Origin of the sequence: Desulfomicrobium apsheronum (genome assembly GCF_900114115.1) — a bacterium.
GTDB classification, from domain to species: domain Bacteria; phylum Desulfobacterota; class Desulfovibrionia; order Desulfovibrionales; family Desulfomicrobiaceae; genus Desulfomicrobium; species Desulfomicrobium apsheronum.
Genome location: NZ_FORX01000007.1, coordinates 73692 through 90109, shown reverse-complemented (window position 1 = coordinate 90109; position 16418 = coordinate 73692). Strand labels below are relative to the sequence as shown.

Below are 16418 nucleotides of genomic sequence, written 5' to 3'. Positions count from 1 at the left end.
CAAGAAATGCTCGGGGTATATATATTTTACTTTTGGACTTGGCAAGAGATAATTTTTAAAATCGAGAAGAAATAAAAGGGGGCGAGCTCAGGCTCGCTCCCTCGGGCTTCGGGCTCAGCGCTGCATGGCGATCCCGGCCAGACTTTCCAATTCTTCGGAGAGTCCCAGGGCCTGGGTCATGGTTTCCCCGCGACAGACAAGTCCGTGGTTGTCCATGAATACGGCCTCGAAATCCCTGCTGGCCAGTCCCACTGCCTGCCCAAGCTCCGGCGTGCCGGGCCGGTGGGCGGGCACGCGGGTCAGCTTGTCGGCGAAGACCCGGCCTTCAAAGAGGGGCAGGTCAAGAAGGGGGCCTTCCGCGCGCAGGGACAGGGCCAGAAGTTTCGGCGGATGGGTGTGCACGATGGCCTGGGCCAGGGGCTGGTTGCGGTACACTTCAAGGTGCACGGCAAGCTCCGAGGAGGCCCGCACCGATGTCAGGGGCGTTCCCGTGGCCAGGTCGACCACGGCCAGATCCCGGGGCCCAAGGTGTCCCTTGGCGCTGCCCGTTGCCGTGATCACAACGCGTTCCCCCTGGCGCATGCTCACGTTGCCGTTGAATCCGGCGAAGAGTCCACGCAGCCAGCCGTCGCGGGCGGCCGAGAGAATGGCCTGACCCGTTTCGGGATTGACCAGGGACGAGAATTCGGCCCCGCCTTGGGGCGGGGCGTTGTCGGGCTTTATGTCGATGACGGGTGTTCCGTCGATGACCTCAAGGGGGTGCACCTTCAAGCGCAGACCCTCGCGGCCGAGGATGCGCACCGCATGCAGGCCGATGGGCGTGGGCCGGTCGGGGGAACGGGTCGAGAAGATGCCGCGCATGGGCAGTTCGCGGTTTCCCTGCGGGTGGCAGCGCAGCACGCCCTGATCGCCCTTGTGCATCCAGGTCAGGACCAGGATGGCGTCTCCGACCTGCAGGTCTGTGGCTGCAGGCTCGAAATCCGGGGCCAGTTCGATCCAGACCGGGGGCATGGAGGTATCGCCGTATTTCGGGCACTGGTCGCGGCTGACAAGATGGGAGCGGACGGTGCCGATGACGCGAGGGTTCATGAAAAATATCCTTGCTGCGGTTTTGGGGCCTCGAAAATCATGCTTACCGCCCGCCATTTTGCCCGTCAAATGCAAGGCGCCTTCGAATCGCCCTCGCTCATCCTTCGTGGTTTTTCGGTGCTCACCACAAGACGGTTTCCTAGTGAAATTTGGGGCGATGCTTGTATTGAAATTGCGAAAAGGGTAGCGTTTGATTCATTTGATACGTTTTCAACCACAACCTCGGAGCGCGCATGAACCGCTTCTCCACCAGCCTTCTGGGTGAAGCCAAGACCCTGCTTCTGGCCACGGACGGCTCCATTTTCAGTGATGGAGCGCTGCAGGAGGCCATTTTTTTCGGGCAGGCCTGCGGTGCCCGGCTGATTGCTTTGTATGTGGTCAAAATCGATGTCGAATCCCTCAAATCCGCCAATGCCAAGGTCACCCGCGCTCAGCAGGAGATCGGGCCGTACATGGAAGACATCCGCAAGATGGCCAGGGACAGCGGGGTGGAGTGCGAGACCGTGGTGGTCGGTTCCTCGGTGCCTGAGCACGCCATCGTCGAGCAGGCCATGATGCGCGAGGCCGATGTCATCATCATGGGCCGCCACGGCCGGGCCGGACGGCTGTACCTGATGGTGGGCAGCATGACTTCGAAGGTCATCGGGCTCGGTTTCCCCATGGTGCTCATGCTCCCCAAGGATTTCACGATGACCGGGTCCCATGTGCTGGTGGCCGTGGACGATTCGCCCAACAGCCGCCTGGCTGTCGAGGAAGCCCTGAGTCTGGGAATCTGCTGCGTGACCCTGGAGAGGCTGACCTTCGTGGCGGTTGCGCGGCGGGAGAGCGGTCTGCCCGAGGCCGAAAAAATGGTCGAGGACATCTGTGCCCGAGGCCGGGAAAAGTGGCCGCGGATTCATTTCGAGGCCGTGGCCGGGGTCGGGCATGCATCGAACATCATCGTGCGCGCCGCAGAGGAACGCAAAGTGGACATGATCATGATCGGCGGCATGGCTTCGGGGCCGCTACCCAAAATGTTCGGCGGCCGGGTGACCAAGGAGGTCTGCGGGTGGGCGCACTGCGCGGTGCTGGTGGTCACCGCCTAGGAAGCCTTTCAAAAAACGTTCTGGACTGCGTTGCTCCCCGATTCCGGAGGGCTCATGTAGGTAAGCTACACTTCACCCTCCGGAATCGGCTCGCGCCTTGCCAGAACGCTTTTTGAAAGGCTTCCGCGGAATTCAACAGTCGCCGGGTGCGTGCTGTGGGTTTTGGCTTCTTCTTCGAATCATCTGACAAGGAACGGTCTCATGTCGGTCAGGCTTTTGCGATTCTTTCCCTTTCTCGCTTGGTTTCCGCTCAGCGCGCTGGTCGTGCGGGCCGATCTGATGGCCGGGATCACCGGCGCGCTGGTGCTTGTCCCCAAGGCCATGGCCTATGCCCAGCTTTCGGGTCTGCCGCTGTACTTTGGCCTGTACACGGCCTTTGTGCCGGCCATCATCGGGGCCATGTGGGGATCGTCCAGACAGCTGGCCACGGGGCCGGTGGCCATTGTTTCGCTCATGACCGCCGCTGCCGTGGCTCCGCTTGCGGTCTCGAACACGCCAGAATACATCGGTTTCGCGCTGCTTTTGACCCTTCTGGTGGGTCTCGTGCAGCTTCTCTTGGGCGTGGTCAAACTCGGAACCATCGTCAATTTCGTGTCCCACCCGGTCATCCTGGGATTCATGAACGCGGCCGCCATCATCATCGGTCTTTCCCAGCTGGATCTGCTGCTGGGCATCCCCAAGGGCCGCAGTGACTTTTTTCTGGGAGATGTCTGGGAAATGCTCCAGCTGCTCCCGCAAACCCATTTGCCGACTCTGGGCATGACCTTCTTCGGGCTGGCCCTCATTCTCGTCATCAAGAGGATTCCGGCCCTGTCCAAGGCCAGCGTTCTTGTCGCGGTGGTCATCACCATCGTGGTCAGCGCCGCCATCGGCTACGACCAGCGCGGGACCGCCGTGCTGGATGATCTGGCAACCCCTCAGGCCAGGGAACTGGTAGCCCAATATGAAGAGAATCTGCGGCGGATGGAACATCTGGGCAGCGAGGTGGCCGAGCTTTCCGCCCGCCAGCGGCAGGCGGAAAAGGACGGCTCCGTGTGGATGGCCGCTGGGCTGAGGCACCAGACCGAGCTCGCGCGGCTGGACATGCGCTCCATGGAGAGACGGCACAACGAGCTTCTACGCGGTGTGCGGCAACTGCGCTTCGTGCGCCCCGAGGGCGAGGAGAACGGGCGTCTCTATCTGCTTGGCGACTCCCCGGAGGGCATGCAGACCGATGACCGTGCCTGGCACATCAAGAGCGTCGATCATGGCGTCATGAAGCTGGTCGGGGGCGGAGATGTTGTCGGACCGGTCCCGGCGGGGCTCCCGGCCCTGACCATCCCGACGCTCAGCCTCGATGCCGTGATGCAATTGCTGCCTTCGGCCCTGATCATCGCCCTGGTCGCCTTCATGGAGTCCATCTCCATGGCCAAGGCCATGGCCAGCAAGGCGCGGCAGCATGTCGATCCCAATCAGGAACTCATCGGCCAGGGCCTGGCCAACATCGGAGGGTCTTTCTTTCAGGCCTATCCGGCCTGCGGTTCCTTCACCGGCTCGGCCATCAACATGCAGGCCGGGGCAAAGACGGGGCTGGCCATGGTCTTCAACGGTGTCTTCGTGGCCGTGACCCTGCTGTTCTTCACGCCTCTGCTCCACCATCTGCCCAAGGCCGTGCTGGCCGTGATCATCGTCATGGCGGTCACCAGCCTGGTCACGCCCCATGCCTTCATGCACACTTGGAAGGCCAACCGGGGAGACGGTGTCGTCGCCCTGGTGACATTTGCCGTGACGCTGCTCGCCGCGCCGCATCTGGACAAGGGCATCATGACAGGGGCGGCCCTGTCCATCGGCCTCTACCTCTTTCGCACCATGGCCCCGCGCGTGGCGGTGCTCGGACGCTATGCCGACGGAACCCTGCGGGACGTGAGCGTGCACAAGGCCCTGGCCACCTCGACCCTGGTCACGGTCATGCGCTTCGACGGCTCGTTGTATTTCGCCAACGTGACCTATTTCGAGGACATGGTGCTGGGGGCCGTGGCCGAACACAAGGATGCGAAATTTCTGCTCGTCGTCGGGGACGCCATCAATTCCATGGATTCATCGGGCGAGGAGATGCTGCAGAATCTGGTGGGGCAGCTGCGCGAGACAGGAGTGCAGATCGTCTTTTCGGGGCTCAAGAAGCAGGTTCTCGACGTGATGCGGGCCACCGGCCTTTATGAGCGCATTGGGGACGAAAACATCTTTGCCACGGAATGTCAGGCTCTCAAGGCCATCTTTGCCCGGCTGGGTCAGGAAGTGGAGGACGATGCGCTTTTCGCCCACGTCAAGGTCATGGTCTGCTGAGGGGCCTTCAAAAAATCCTGCCACGGCATGAAAGCGGGGCGTGTCCGGCAAACGCGCCCCGGATGCGCCCCGTTTTTTATTCCAGTTCCACGAAATCCTCGATGATGAGCTTGAGTCCGAATCCGGGGAAGTTGATCTTGTATTTGTTCGGCTCCACGCGCTGGACCACCTTGCCGCGGCCGAAGATCTTGTGCCGGCAGTAGGTGCCTTGCACCGGGGTCTGGGTGCTGGATGAGGTCCGTGGCGCCGAGGCCGCGAAATCTTCGCCCGGACCGGGGCGGGAGCCCTGGGGAGACGTACCTTCCGGTGCGCGGCGTGGCGTGGGCAGGGTCTGCAGGCCCACGCCGCCCGTGAACTGTTCGCGGTACCGGGACATGAGGTGAGAGGGGATATCCTGCAGAAAGGGGCTGACCCGGGCCGGAGTGGTGGCCGAAAGTTCCCGGCTGTAGAGGGTTTCGGGGGAAAAGAGGGTCAGGCTGTCGCGGGCGCGGGTGCAGGCCACGTACAGAAGGCGGCGCTCCTCCTCGAAGTCGTCGTTGTCGTTCATGGCGTGGCGCGAGGGGAAGCGGTCCTCGACCAGATCAATGACCAGCACCGCGTCCCACTCCAGACCCTTGGCCGAATGGACAGTGGACAGGGTCACGGCCTGGCCCCGGTCCTCCTCGGCGTCGGGGCTGTCAAGGCTGAGATCGCCCAAAAAGGCGGGGATGTCGTCATAACTCAGGGAGATCTGGGTTAGTTCCTCGAGTCCCGCTTCGCGGCGTGGGTAGTCGTCGGGAAATTTCTCGCGCAGGACCGGTTGATAGTATTCGAGTACGAAGGTGATGGCCGTGGACGGTCGCATGACCTGGGTGCGCAGGGTGTCGAGCACGCGCAGCAACTCGTCGAGGGCCGGACGCTTGGCGCGCTGGGCCTTGATGAAGGCCTGATCGTTGATCATGGCCGCGTGGTGGATTTTTTGCGCGCTTTTGGGGCCGATGCCGGGTACATTGCCGAGGATGCGCTGCCAGGCAGGCAGGTCCGAGGTGTTCTGGCCGAGCCGCAGACAGGCCAGGACATCCTTGATGTGCGCGGCATCGGAGAATTTTATCCCCCCGTATTTGCGAAACCCGAGCCCGATCTTGTTCAGCTCCACTTCCACATGATACGATTGATACCCCGCCCGAAAGAGAACGGCGATCTGGTCCAGGGGATAGGTGCGCGCGAGTTCCGTCACCTTGGCCGTGACCAGACGGGCCTGGCTGCGGTCCGAGAACGGCAGCACGTGTTCCGGCAGGCGGGAGTCGGTGCGCTCGGAGAAGAGACGCTTGGCGAACTTGTCGCGAAAGCCGTCCAGGATGGCGTTGGTCAGTTCCAGGATAGGCTGGGTGGAACGGTAGTTCTGCTCCAGCTTGATGACGCGGGTGCCCTGGAATATCTTGGGAAAATCCAGGATGTTGCGCACGTTGGCGCCACGAAAGGCATAGATGGACTGCGCGTCGTCGCCCACGGCCATGACGTTGGGGCTGGTGTCGCCGGGCTTGGTCAGAAGACGTACCAGTCGCGCCTGCACGAGGTTGGTGTCCTGATATTCGTCGACCATGATGTGGGAGATGGACGAGGTCACCGCTTCGCGGACGTGCGGGTGCTCGGTCAGCAGACGCTCCAGCAGAAAGAGCAGGTCGTCGTAGTCCAGCAGGCCGCATTCGCGTTTGATGCGCTCGTACTCTTCGAGGAGGCGGGTGAGGTCGTCCTCGTAGGCGCCGAGATGGTAGGCCTCCTGGCGCAGCACCTGTTCAAGGGTTAGTTCCTTGTTGCGGCTCTTGCTGTACAGTCCGAGCACGGTGGCCCGCTTGGGAAATTTGCGGTCGCCCTTGCCGATTTTCAGGCGATCCTTGGCCTGGCTCAGTATCTCCTCTCCGTCGGAGCGGTCCATGACCGTGGCCCCGCGCTCGAAGCCGAGCAGCCCGGCGTGCTGTTTGAGCAATGAGTAGGCGAAACCGTGAAAGGTGCCGCCGCGCACGTTTCCGAGCCCCTGGTGGCCAAGGAGCCCTTCCGCGCGGTGCAGCATCTCCGAGGAGGCCTTGCGGGTGAAGGTCAGGAGCAGGATTTCGGCCGGGGACACGCCGGACTCGACCAGCCGGGCCAGGCGGTAGACAATGGTGCGGGTCTTGCCCGAGCCGGCGCCGGCGATGACTAGGATCGGTCCGTCAAGGGTGGTCGCGGCCTCGTGCTGGGCGGGATTCAGGTCGTTTTGATAGTCGATGTGCATGATGTTTTCAGGCCCCAAAAGTGGTGGCGGGAATGTCGAAGTGGTCCAGAATTGTCTGGCCGACCTCTGTCGGTGTGCGGGCGGAGGAGCCCATGGAATCGTAAAAAAACACGTCGTCGGCCGTGTGCATGCCCTGGCGGCCGAAATGACCGAACATTCCGGTACGGCCGAATTTGCCCTTCAGGTCGAACCCGGGCTCTGGGACCAGCACCAGATCCGGGGCGAGATGGGCCTGTGAACCATGATATATTTCCCGGCCCAGGTGTGCGTGGCGAATGATCTTGCGGCCATTGTGGGTCAGGCCGGACAGGGCGCGGACCAGATTCTGGCCGAGCTGGTCCGCCTCGGCGGCGGAGAGGCCGCCGTGTGCAAAACGCCCCTTTGTGTGCAGGTAGATGCGTCCCGGGTCAAGGGCAAAGGCCCGCGTGGATGGGGCCATGGCCTGCGTGTCCCACTCGCTGGTTGGCTGGCGGGAGAGGTGCAAAAGCCCTTGGTCGCGCAACCACGCATTGAGGTCCACCTCTTGCGTGAGGGTCGTAAAGCCGTGATCGGCCATGATCAGCAGGCGCTTGGGGCCGGGCAGGTCATGATAGCGTTCGAAGAATTTTCCGATGAGGCGGTCCCAGGCGGCCATGAAGCGCAAGGCTTCGGAGCGCCACGGATGGTAGGGCTCGACCAGCGCGGGAAAGAGAAAATGACCGAGTCGATCGGTCTCCGTCAGCACGAAGAAGAAGGCATCCCAGGCCATATCCGGCCACAGCAGGTCCAGGGCGCGTTCCCGGCAGGCCAGGCTGCGGTGCAGGTCTTCGAGCAGAAAGCCCGGGTCCGTGGCGCCGCGCACGGTGTCGGCCTCGATGGTGTATTCGTGGTCGGTCAGGATGCCCGCCAGCGCCGGAGGATGCACGGACGTGCGCAGGTCCTGGGCGGGGAATCCGGCCACGAGCATGGCCCGCATGGGGCGAACGGGAGCCAGATTGGGCATGTTCAGGGCCTTGGCGAAGAGACCTTTGTCCGCCAATCGCTCGAAGATCGTGGCTCCGTGGACATGGGTGAAGTCCGTGAACTGAAGCTCGTAGCTTTGAGGGTCCAGGCGCGTGAACCCGAAAACCCCGTGCTCGCCGGGGCTTGAGGCGGTGAAGAGGCTGGTCCAGTTCACTGGCGAGAGCTCGGGCAGCTCGGCCCGAATGGCCCGGCACCCGGGAGAGCCCGCGACGGCGGCGAGGTTGGGAAGCAGACCCTGGGCGCAGAGATTTTGGGCCAGGGACCAGGGCAGGCCGTCCAGGCCGAGGAAAACCAGTAGGGGTGCGTGCATGGGAGGCGGTGTAGCAGGGGCCGGGTCGGTTGGCCAGAGGACGGGGCCGAGCGGTTTAAGGCAAAAAGACATCTTCCGGATCGAAAATGCACTCTTCCCCCTTGCGCGAATGGATGCAAACATTAGATTGCAAACTGCTACAGATAAACCGGCCGGATCGGTTTTGCCGTGGCGTGCTGCGGTACCGAGGCCTCAAACAATGGAGTTCACGATGAAAAGAGATAACGTAGTGACAATGAAGACGAATCCCCTGACCCTGCTCGGCCCGGAGATCACTCCCGGCATGGACGCTCCCGATTTCACCGTGGTCGACAATGATCTTGGTCCGGTGTCCCTTGCCGATTTCAAGGGCAAGGTAGTGGTGATTTCCGCAGTGCCCTCGCTGGACACTCCGGTCTGCGACATGGAGACGCGTCGTTTCAATCAGGAAGCCCAAAACCTGGGTGACAAGGTCAAGATCCTGACCGTGAGCATGGACCTGCCCTTTGCCCAGAAACGCTGGTGCGGTAGCGCGGGCGTTACGAACGTGCAGACTGTTTCCGACTATCAGACCGCGTCCTTTGGCCAGGCGTACGGCGTGCTCATCGACGGCTTGCGTCTTTTGGCCCGGGCAATCTTCGTGGTCGATGCGAACGGCAAGGTGGCCTACGTGCAGGTAGTGCCTGAGCTGACCTCCGAGCCGGACTATGCGGCGGTGCTTGAAGCGGTCAAGAAGCTGATCTAATTTCAAACTGTTTTCAAGGAGAGTTCCCGATGATCAGTGCCAATATGGAAAAAGCGATCAATGATCAGATCAACGCGGAAATGTTTTCCGCCTATCTCTACCTGGCCATGGTGGCCTATTTCAAGGACAGGAATCTGAATGGCTTCGCCAATTGGATGACAGTTCAGAATCAGGAGGAGACCTTCCACGCCATGAAGTTCTTCAACTATCTGAGCGAACGTGGCGGCCGGGTCACCCTGGAAGCCATCGAGAAGCCCCAGTTCGAGTGGGAGAGCCCCCTGGCGGCCATGGAAGCCGCACGCCACCACGAGGCCTACATCACGAGCCGCATCAACGACCTGATGAACCTGGCCATCGAGGAAAAGGACCACGCCACGGCCAATTTTCTGGGCTGGTTCGTGGAAGAGCAGGTCGAGGAAGAGGACAGCGTGAACGAGGTCGTGCAGAAGCTGCGCCTTCTCGGAACCGACGGCGGTGGGCTGTTCATGATGGACAGGGATATGGCCACGCGAGTGTTCACTCCTCCGGTGGCTTGATGTTCGGGGCAGGCGGTTCGTCCTGCCCCTCTTCTTTTGCAGACTCGCCGGAGTCTGGCGCGGTGCGGATTGAAATGAATTGACAATCCGCACGGCAGGGCAATACATCGGCGACGAAGGATATTTGCATACGCCGAAAACCAAGGCAGGTTGGATGTTCCAACTGCCTTTTTTTATGTGGATTCATGGAAAAAATCTGGGTCAAGATCGCTCGCCTGAGCCGCTACACTTACCTGCGCGTCGTGCGCATCAAGGCCCCTGCCGAGTCCATCGCGCTGGGGCTGGCATTGGGCGTGTTCGCCGGCGCGTTGCCGTTCTTGTCCCTGCAGATGGCCATAGCCGTGGCCCTGGCCTTTGTCCTGCGCGGCAATGTAATCGCCGCGGCTCTTGGCACCTGGTGGAGCAATCCCTTCAACTGGGCCCTGATTTTTCCCCTGCTGTACATGCTGGGCAAGGTTTTCGTTCCTGTGGAAGTTGCGCATCTGAGCATCCACGAATTCCTGAACCTCCCGCTCCTGGATCTTTTGCAGCGCAGCTGGAAGTGGCTGCTCATCACCACCCTCGGCGGATTCATCGCCGGCATTCCGCTGGCCGTTGTCACGTACTTCATCACGCTTCGCGCCGTGCTCATCTATCATGACCGCCGTGCCAAACGCCGGCTCGAACGGCAGCGCCGGATGCCTCGCCGTGGATAGATCGTCCTTTTTCGCCCCCAAGCGTTCCCTTGGGCAGAATTTTCTGTCCGATCCCAACATCTGCAGGCGCATTGTCGCCAGCCTTGAGCTTGCGCCCGGAGACCCGGTGCTCGAGATCGGCCCGGGCAGAGGCGCCTTGACCCGCATCCTGGCCGGGCATGACGGCCCGGTCATGGCTCTTGAAAAGGACTCGGAACTGGTGAGCTGGATCAAATCGGAATTCCCCAGCGTGGGCGTGGTGCATGCCGACGGGCTGGATTTCTGCTGGGAAGGAACGCGGCGTCTGCCCGGCCTCTCCCTGATCGGCAACCTGCCCTACAACGTGGCCTCGCCCATGATCTGGGAAATGGTCAGCCGGTGCCGATCCTTTAGAAGCATGCTCTTCATGGTTCAAAAGGAGGTGGCCCTGCGGCTTACGGCCAGTGAAGGGAGCCGGACCTACGGGGCGCTCTCGGCATGGGTCGGAAATTTCGTGCGTGGCGAATATGTGTTCACGGTCCCGCCCCATGTTTTCCGTCCGCAGCCCAAGGTCGATTCGGCCATTGTGCGCTTTTTGCCACGGCCCGATCCGGCCTGGGATGACGCCGCTGCACTGTCCTGGACGGTGAAGATCCTGTTTCAGCAGCGTCGCAAGCAGTTGGGCACCATTCTCAAGGCCCACTGGTCCGGGGCGGTCGAGGCGTGGTGCGCGGATCTGGGCGTTGACAGACGAATTCGACCCGAGGAATTGAGCCCGGATGCACTGCGCTCCCTGGCCAGGGTTCTTGTCCCCTCAAAATAGGGTGGGCTAGATGCCGAAAACGCCCGTCAGGGCAGGGTTTGCCGGAGTTTTTTGAAAATAAGCTTGACTTTGCAAGTGAAATTCTGTTTGCCTGCCGACTGAGCGTTTGCGCCGGAAAGGGCGGTGGGCTAAGTGCTGAAGCCCTATGGACATGTTTCTTTCCTTCCAGTAGGAAGTGTCGCAGCCGTGTCCGGAAAATTTCAAGATCAGGCTGAATGTGCCAAGTGTTGACGGTTGTGAGCCCATGAGACTTCTGGAGAGTTTCACGCACCCGTTGGTAATTTACTGCAAAGGAGGAAGACTGATGACGAAAGCTGAATTGGTTGCAAAGATGGCGGAAAAGGCTGGATTGACCAAGGCGAATGCCGAGCGCGCGCTGACCGAATTTCTGAAGGCCGTCCAGGAAACCTTGGTGACCGAAAAGAAGATGACCCTCACCGGCTTTGGAACGTTCGTGGTTGAAGAGCGTCAGGCTCGCACCGGACGTAACCCCCGCACTGGCGAAGAACTGAAGATTCCTGCTTGCAAGGTTGTCAAGTTCCGGCCCGGCAAGGAACTCAAAGACGCAATCAAGTAATTACCGCGAGGGGGACCTATGCTGCATGGGGAAACTGTTCAAAGCCCACTGCCTCAGGATTTGCCCTGGTGGCAGCCTGATCATGCCATTTTTTTCGGAGTGCTCTACGCTGTGCTTTTCATCATAGGCAGCGGAGTCGGCGTGGTTATCCTGAAGTCTCTGGCCGAGACCGTTAAGGAAAAGATTTCCTAGCCTGATTTTCATGATGCTTTGAAAAGGGGTTGCATGAGCGCCCCTTTTTTTTGTCCCTTTTTTTCTTGCCATGCCTTGAAGGTTTGCATAAAAGACGAAGTTTCCTGATCGCCGACAGGTGGCAGGACCAGATCGAGAACGGGAGGTGATCCGTTTGCCAGGTGTATACATGGGTGACAGCGATACTTTTGACTACTCCCTGCGTAAGTTCAAGAAGCAGGTAGAGAAGGCCGGTATCCTTTCCGAGTTGAAAAAGCGTCAGCATTTCGAAAAACCCAGCATCCAGAAGAAGAAGAAGGAAGCTGCGGCCAAGAAAAGACTGCTGAAGAAGATCCGTAAAATGCAGGTGATGTAATGAGTCTTTCTGAACGCCTTGAAAAGGACTATTTGACCGCTTTCAAGGCCAAAAAGACTGACGAGGTGGCTGTCTTGAGAATGCTCAAGGCAGCCGTCAAAAACAAGCAGGTCGATCTCCGTCGTGAATTGACCGATAGCGAGATCCTGGATGTCGTGGCCAAGCAGGTCAAGCAGCGCCAGGAATCCATTGACCAGTTCCGGGCTGCGGGCCGGATCGATCTTGCTGAAATCGAGGAGCGCGAGCACCTCATACTGCGCGCCTACCTCCCCACGGCCCTTTCTTCCCAAGAGTTGGAAGAAGCTGTGGCCATGACCATCCAAACCCTCGGTGCTTCCGGTATGAAAGACATGGGCAAGGTCATGAACGCCATCATGGGCGAACATGCCGGCCGTGTCGACGGAAAGGAACTCAGCGCGCTGGTGCGCGCCAAGCTTTCGTCGTAATCCTATGGATTCAAGAACATTGCAGCTGCTGGAATACCCAAAGGTCCTGCAGCATCTTTCGCACTTCGCGGTCAGTGAGGCGGGCAGGGATGCCTGCCTTTCGCTTTTGCCCGAAACCGATCCCTTGCGCATCGCCGAACGTTCGGCCCTGGTGCGGGAGGCCATCCATTTCTGCGCCTCCAAGGATGTGCGTCTGGCGGCTTTTCCCGACGTGGCCGGTGTCTTCACGTATCTGAAGAACCCCTTGGCCTTTCTCGACGTGGACGGATTGATCGGACTTTGGGAGATGCTTAAAGTGGCCGCGTCCCTTGTGGAGCGTCTCGGCGCCGCCAATGCGGATCGCTATCCCGGCCTGGCCGCCCTGGCCGCTGGGCTGACTTTGCCTCCAAAGACCTGGTCCGGCCTGTCACGCTGCCTCTCCCCTGACGGAACGATTCGGGACGAAGCTTCGCCCGAGCTCTATTCCGTGCGCCAGGAAATCCGCCGCGTGCACCAGATGTGCACCCGCAAGGTGCAGGATTTCTTTCAGAACAAGGACCTGCAGTTCATTCTGCAGGATGAATTTCTGACCATCTCCTCTGATCGTTATGTCCTGGCTCTCAAGAACAATTTCAAGGGCCGGCTGAAGGGCATCGTGCATGACTATTCCCAGACAGGGGAGACCTGTTATTTCGAGCCGCTTTTTTTGGTCGAACTCAACAACGACCTGCAGGAATACAAGCAGGAGGAGCGCGCCGAAGAGCAGAAGGTCCTGCGGTTTTTAAGTGAGCTTGTCCGTATGGAACAGGTTGCCATCGAGCGCACCTTCGACGAGCTGATACGCTTTGACCAGCTGCTGGCCATTTGTCATTTTGCCCGCCACACCGATGGCCATGTCGTCGATATCGCGCCCGACGCGCCGCTGGCTCTGGCCCAGGCACGGCACCCGCTCCTGGTCTTCGGACAGGACAATGTCGTGCCCGTGGATCTTGAGTTGCACGAGGGGCAGCGCGTGCTCATCATCACCGGCGGCAACGCCGGCGGCAAGACGGTGTGCCTCAAAACCCTCGGGTTGCTTGGTCTCATGGCCCATGCCGGGCTGCCCGTCACCGCGGCCGAGGGCAGCACGCTGCCGCTGTGGAACAATTTTGTCGTGTCCATGGGCGATGAGCAGTCCATCGAGCAGAGCCTGTCCACGTTCACGGCTCAGATCCGTCATTTCAGCGAGGTCTGGCCGAGGATCGACGAGCGCACCCTGGTCATTCTGGATGAATTCGGTGTCGGCACCGATCCCAGTCAGGGCGCGGCCCTGGCTCAGGCCGTGGTTGACGGACTGCTTGAGCGCGGAGCCTGGGTCGGGGCGGCTACGCATTTTCCTGCGCTGAAGGCCTACGGACTTTCCAAGGACGGGGTCCGCGCCGCTTCGGTCATTTTTTCTCCGGACACCAGAAAGCCGCTCTTCAAGCTCGGCTACGATCAGGTTGGCGCCAGCCGTGCCCTCGATGTGGCCCGGGAGCAGGGACTGCCCGAGTCCATTTTGGCGCGGGCCCAGGATTATTTGTACCTGGATGCGGGCGACGCCGAAGAGATTTTCGAACGTCTCAATCGTTTGGCGGCGGACAAGGAAGAGGAACTTGACAAGGCCCGGGTCCGTACCCGGGAGCTTGAACTCAAGTTTGCCCGCAAGCTGGAGAAACTCGATCAGGAAAGAGGCCGCATGCAAAAGGAATTGCGCGAGGCTTCCCAGGAGATCATGCGCCAGTGGCGTGAAGGCCGTCTCGGCCGCAAGGAAGCCATGAAAGAGGTCGCCCGGCTGCGCGACAGCGTGGCTCAAACGCCACAAACTGACGAGACTGTCGAGAAACTTTCCATCCAGGCCATTGCCCAAGGGCAGGTCCTGCTTTATCTGCCCTGGAACAAAACGGGTCTGGTGCGGGAAATCGACGGCAAGAAAGAGCGTGTGCGCCTTGATGTTGGCGGTGTTTCGCTCTGGGTAGGGCTGTCTGATGTGCGGATTTCGGCCAAGGACAAATCCGATGGCGGAAAGGTCGTGCTCAGAAGCGCGCCCGCCCCGGTGACTCCCCTGCGCCTCGACCTGCGGGGAATGAGAGCCGACGAGGCCGAATCGGAGCTGTCCCGTTTTCTGGACAAGGCCCTGCTCGCCGGACGGACCGAAGTCGAGATCATACACGGGATGGGCACGGGCGCCATGCGTCGGGTGGTGCATGAGCACCTGAAACGATCCCGGGCCGTTGGCGATTTTCGTCTGGGCAATGCGGATGAGGGTGGTGACGGCGTGACCAAGGTGGCCTTGGCGGATTAATTTTTTTCATCGGAGCCGGATGAGCACGTTCGACCAAGGACTGATCGCCCAGATCAAGGCCCGCCTGCGCATCGAGGACGTGATCGGAAGACACGTTGAGCTCAGGCCCTCCGGCACCAGACTGGTCGCTCCATGTCCGTTCCATCAGGAAACCAAGCCGTCCTTTTCGGTCAATCCGGAAGGGGGCTTTTATTATTGTTTCGGATGCCAGGCTTCCGGCGATATCATTGAATTCTACAGGGCCATAAATGGCCTGGAATTCGGCGAAGCCGTCGAGGCGCTGGCGCGAGAGGCGGGTCTGGAAGTTCGGAAGCGTCCCGAATACAGGGCGCCGGGAGAAATTTCCCGCTCCGAATGCTTGGATATGCATGCCCTTGCGGCGGTCTTCTACAAAGAGATGCTGGGTCGCGGACCGGGAAAAACCGCGCGCGACTATATCGGCGGGCGCGGACTGGCCCCGGAAATCGTGGACCGATTCAGCCTTGGCTGGGCTCCGGCCGCATGGAACGAGCTACGCGACCATTTGCGCGGGCGCGGTTTTTCCGAGGTCCTCGCCGAAAAGGCGGGGCTGGTCAGCAAGTCAGCCAAGGGCTCCTATTACGACCGGTTCCGCGAGAGGCTTATTTTTCCGATCATGAACCTGTCGGCCCAGACCGTGGCCTTTGGCGGCCGCAGCCTGGTGGACGGAGACGGCCCGAAATACCTTAATTCGAGCGAGACGCCCATCTACACCAAGGGTGAGCATCTCTACGGCCTGTATCAGGCCAGGCGCGCCATGTCTCACTCCAAGAGCGTGCTGCTGACCGAGGGGTATGTGGATGTGCTCAGTCTGCATCAGTTCGGGTTCGAAAACAGCTGCGGGGTGCTGGGCACGGCACTCACTCCCGAGCAGGTGCATCGTCTTTCCGGTTTGGTCGGTCAGGTCGATCTTGTTTTTGACGGAGACAACGCGGGCCGCAAGGCAGCCTTGCGCAGCGCGGAGATGATCCTTTCGCAGGGCCTCAAATGCAGGGTGCTGTGCCTGCCGGACGGCGAGGACGTGGACTCCGTGCTGCAGAAGAACGGCCGGGAGAGCCTGCTGGAGCTTTCCGCCCAGGCGGCGGACGGTCTTGATTACTGTCTGCGACAGCTGTCCGCCAACCAGTCGCCCAAGGAAGTGCTGAACTGGGCCATTGGCTTCATGTCGCGGCTTGGAAAGCTGGACTGGAAGTCCTTTTACCTTCCCAAATTGGCAGCGGGACTCGGACTTTCGGAAACCGAATTGCGTCGCACGCTGGATGAAAAAGGCACGGGCGTTGCCGCGTCGGCCCCTGCAGGTCTGGAGCAGTGCAAGCCTTCCCAGCTGGACAGGAATCTGTTGGCCTTTGCCGTGCGTTTTCCCGAATATCACGGACAGCTGCACGAGCTCGGGCTTGGCGAGGCTCTGGCCACGGAGCGGGGCAAAATTTTCTGGAGCAAGATTTTCGGGGTCAGCCCGCATGAAGTCCTGAGCCGCATGGATCAGGGCGAGAAGCAGTTTTATGTTCAGTGCCAGATGCGAACCGACGTCACGGTTGATGACGGCCGGAGCGAATGGGACGAGGTTCAGAATTTTTTGCGTCAGACGGGCCAGCGCCGAGAGTTGGAGAGTCTCAACTTTGGGTTGCGCAAAGCCCGTCAGAGCGGTGATTTTCAGGAAGAGCTTCGTCTCTTGGCCTTGATTCAGGCCAAGACACAGTGCTGAGAAAGGATTTTCACGTCGGCGGACGAAA

At 60.5% G+C, this 16418-nt stretch carries 16 protein-coding genes; 12 read left to right on the top strand and 4 right to left on the bottom strand.

Going from position 1 to position 16418, the window contains the following annotated elements; all coding sequences use genetic code 11:
• Window positions 1-114: 114 nt before the first annotated feature.
• The gene (locus BMZ40_RS08945) at window positions 115-1089 is read right to left on the bottom strand and encodes a TrmO family methyltransferase domain-containing protein (protein WP_092374317.1); all 975 of its coding nucleotides are present in this window, start codon (window positions 1087-1089) and stop codon (window positions 115-117) included.
• A 233-nt stretch (window positions 1090-1322) separates the two neighbouring features.
• On the opposite strand from BMZ40_RS08945, the gene BMZ40_RS08940 reads away from it, so the two are divergent.
• Both BMZ40_RS08940 and BMZ40_RS08935 read left to right on the top strand, forming a co-directional pair.
• Entirely contained in the window at window positions 1323-2174 is an 852-nt protein-coding gene (locus BMZ40_RS08940) for a universal stress protein (protein WP_092374314.1), read from the top strand.
• A gap of 201 nt (window positions 2175-2375) precedes the next feature.
• On the top strand, window positions 2376-4496 hold the full coding sequence (locus BMZ40_RS08935; protein ID WP_092374311.1) for a SulP family inorganic anion transporter: 2121 nt from the start codon (window positions 2376-2378) through the stop codon (window positions 4494-4496).
• 76 nt (window positions 4497-4572) lie between these two features.
• Here BMZ40_RS08935 and BMZ40_RS08930 read toward each other — a convergent pair whose 3' ends face one another.
• Window positions 4573-6747, bottom strand: coding sequence for an ATP-dependent helicase (locus BMZ40_RS08930; protein WP_092374308.1), 2175 nt, complete (start codon window positions 6745-6747; stop codon window positions 4573-4575).
• 7 nt (window positions 6748-6754) lie between these two features.
• Window positions 6755-8059: an alkaline phosphatase family protein gene (locus BMZ40_RS08925; RefSeq protein WP_092374305.1), complete on the bottom strand. Its 1305-nt coding sequence runs from the start codon at window positions 8057-8059 to the stop codon at window positions 6755-6757.
• A 211-nt stretch (window positions 8060-8270) separates the two neighbouring features.
• Between BMZ40_RS08925 and tpx the strand changes: the two genes are divergently transcribed.
• Both tpx and BMZ40_RS08915 read left to right on the top strand, forming a co-directional pair.
• Complete coding sequence (gene tpx, locus BMZ40_RS08920) at window positions 8271-8783, top strand: thiol peroxidase (protein WP_092374302.1); 513 nt, start codon at window positions 8271-8273, stop codon at window positions 8781-8783.
• Between the two features lie 29 nt (window positions 8784-8812).
• Window positions 8813-9319 carry a ferritin gene (locus tag BMZ40_RS08915; protein ID WP_092374299.1) on the top strand — a complete coding sequence of 169 codons (507 nt, stop codon included), beginning with the start codon at window positions 8813-8815 and terminating at the stop codon, window positions 9317-9319.
• Here the strand turns inward: BMZ40_RS08915 and BMZ40_RS19175 are convergent.
• The gene (locus tag BMZ40_RS19175) at window positions 9300-9524 is read right to left on the bottom strand and encodes a hypothetical protein (protein WP_177193086.1); all 225 of its coding nucleotides are present in this window, start codon (window positions 9522-9524) and stop codon (window positions 9300-9302) included. The two genes, BMZ40_RS08915 and BMZ40_RS19175, sit on opposite strands and share 20 nt — an antisense overlap.
• On the opposite strand from BMZ40_RS19175, the gene BMZ40_RS08910 reads away from it, so the two are divergent.
• The 8 genes from BMZ40_RS08910 (at window position 9505) to dnaG (ending at window position 16390) form a co-directional block, all read left to right on the top strand.
• Window positions 9505-10014 (top strand): DUF2062 domain-containing protein, encoded by a 510-nt coding sequence (locus tag BMZ40_RS08910; protein ID WP_092374296.1) that lies wholly within the window; start codon window positions 9505-9507, stop codon window positions 10012-10014. The two genes, BMZ40_RS19175 and BMZ40_RS08910, sit on opposite strands and share 20 nt — an antisense overlap.
• Entirely contained in the window at window positions 10007-10795 is a 789-nt protein-coding gene (rsmA, locus tag BMZ40_RS08905; RefSeq protein ID WP_245751068.1) for a 16S rRNA (adenine(1518)-N(6)/adenine(1519)-N(6))-dimethyltransferase RsmA, read from the top strand. The genes BMZ40_RS08910 and rsmA overlap by 8 nt, the downstream gene beginning before the upstream one ends.
• A 304-nt stretch (window positions 10796-11099) precedes the next feature.
• Entirely contained in the window at window positions 11100-11372 is a 273-nt protein-coding gene (locus BMZ40_RS08900; protein WP_015774631.1) for an HU family DNA-binding protein, read from the top strand.
• Window positions 11373-11390: 18 nt separating this feature from the next.
• Window positions 11391-11564: a hypothetical protein gene (locus BMZ40_RS19570; RefSeq protein WP_015774630.1), complete on the top strand. Its 174-nt coding sequence runs from the start codon at window positions 11391-11393 to the stop codon at window positions 11562-11564.
• Between the two features lie 154 nt (window positions 11565-11718).
• On the top strand, window positions 11719-11919 hold the full coding sequence (rpsU, locus tag BMZ40_RS08890) for a 30S ribosomal protein S21 (RefSeq protein WP_092189550.1): 201 nt from the start codon (window positions 11719-11721) through the stop codon (window positions 11917-11919).
• Window positions 11919-12365 (top strand): GatB/YqeY domain-containing protein, encoded by a 447-nt coding sequence (locus BMZ40_RS08885; protein ID WP_092374290.1) that lies wholly within the window; start codon window positions 11919-11921, stop codon window positions 12363-12365. The genes rpsU and BMZ40_RS08885 overlap by 1 nt, the downstream gene beginning before the upstream one ends.
• Before the next feature lie 4 nt (window positions 12366-12369).
• Window positions 12370-14667, top strand: a complete 2298-nt coding sequence (locus BMZ40_RS08880) for an endonuclease MutS2 (protein ID WP_092374287.1) — start codon at window positions 12370-12372, stop codon at window positions 14665-14667.
• Between the two features lie 19 nt (window positions 14668-14686).
• Window positions 14687-16390: a DNA primase gene (dnaG, locus tag BMZ40_RS08875; protein WP_092374284.1), complete on the top strand. Its 1704-nt coding sequence runs from the start codon at window positions 14687-14689 to the stop codon at window positions 16388-16390.
• Window positions 16391-16418 lie beyond the last annotated feature (28 nt).

Coding starts and splice junctions, on each gene's coding strand:
- BMZ40_RS08945 (WP_092374317.1), bottom strand. CDS start 1,089: ATGAACCCTCGCGTCATCGGCACCGTCCGCTCCCATCTTGTCAGCCGC.
- BMZ40_RS08940 (WP_092374314.1), top strand. CDS start 1,323: ATGAACCGCTTCTCCACCAGCCTTCTGGGTGAAGCCAAGACCCTGCTT.
- BMZ40_RS08935 (WP_092374311.1), top strand. CDS start 2,376: ATGTCGGTCAGGCTTTTGCGATTCTTTCCCTTTCTCGCTTGGTTTCCG.
- BMZ40_RS08930 (WP_092374308.1), bottom strand. CDS start 6,747: ATGCACATCGACTATCAAAACGACCTGAATCCCGCCCAGCACGAGGCC.
- BMZ40_RS08925 (WP_092374305.1), bottom strand. CDS start 8,059: ATGCACGCACCCCTACTGGTTTTCCTCGGCCTGGACGGCCTGCCCTGG.
- tpx (WP_092374302.1), top strand. CDS start 8,271: ATGAAAAGAGATAACGTAGTGACAATGAAGACGAATCCCCTGACCCTG.
- BMZ40_RS08915 (WP_092374299.1), top strand. CDS start 8,813: ATGATCAGTGCCAATATGGAAAAAGCGATCAATGATCAGATCAACGCG.
- BMZ40_RS08910 (WP_092374296.1), top strand. CDS start 9,505: ATGGAAAAAATCTGGGTCAAGATCGCTCGCCTGAGCCGCTACACTTAC.
- BMZ40_RS08900 (WP_015774631.1), top strand. CDS start 11,100: ATGACGAAAGCTGAATTGGTTGCAAAGATGGCGGAAAAGGCTGGATTG.
- BMZ40_RS19570 (WP_015774630.1), top strand. CDS start 11,391: ATGCTGCATGGGGAAACTGTTCAAAGCCCACTGCCTCAGGATTTGCCC.
- BMZ40_RS08885 (WP_092374290.1), top strand. CDS start 11,919: ATGAGTCTTTCTGAACGCCTTGAAAAGGACTATTTGACCGCTTTCAAG.
- BMZ40_RS08880 (WP_092374287.1), top strand. CDS start 12,370: ATGGATTCAAGAACATTGCAGCTGCTGGAATACCCAAAGGTCCTGCAG.
- dnaG (WP_092374284.1), top strand. CDS start 14,687: ATGAGCACGTTCGACCAAGGACTGATCGCCCAGATCAAGGCCCGCCTG.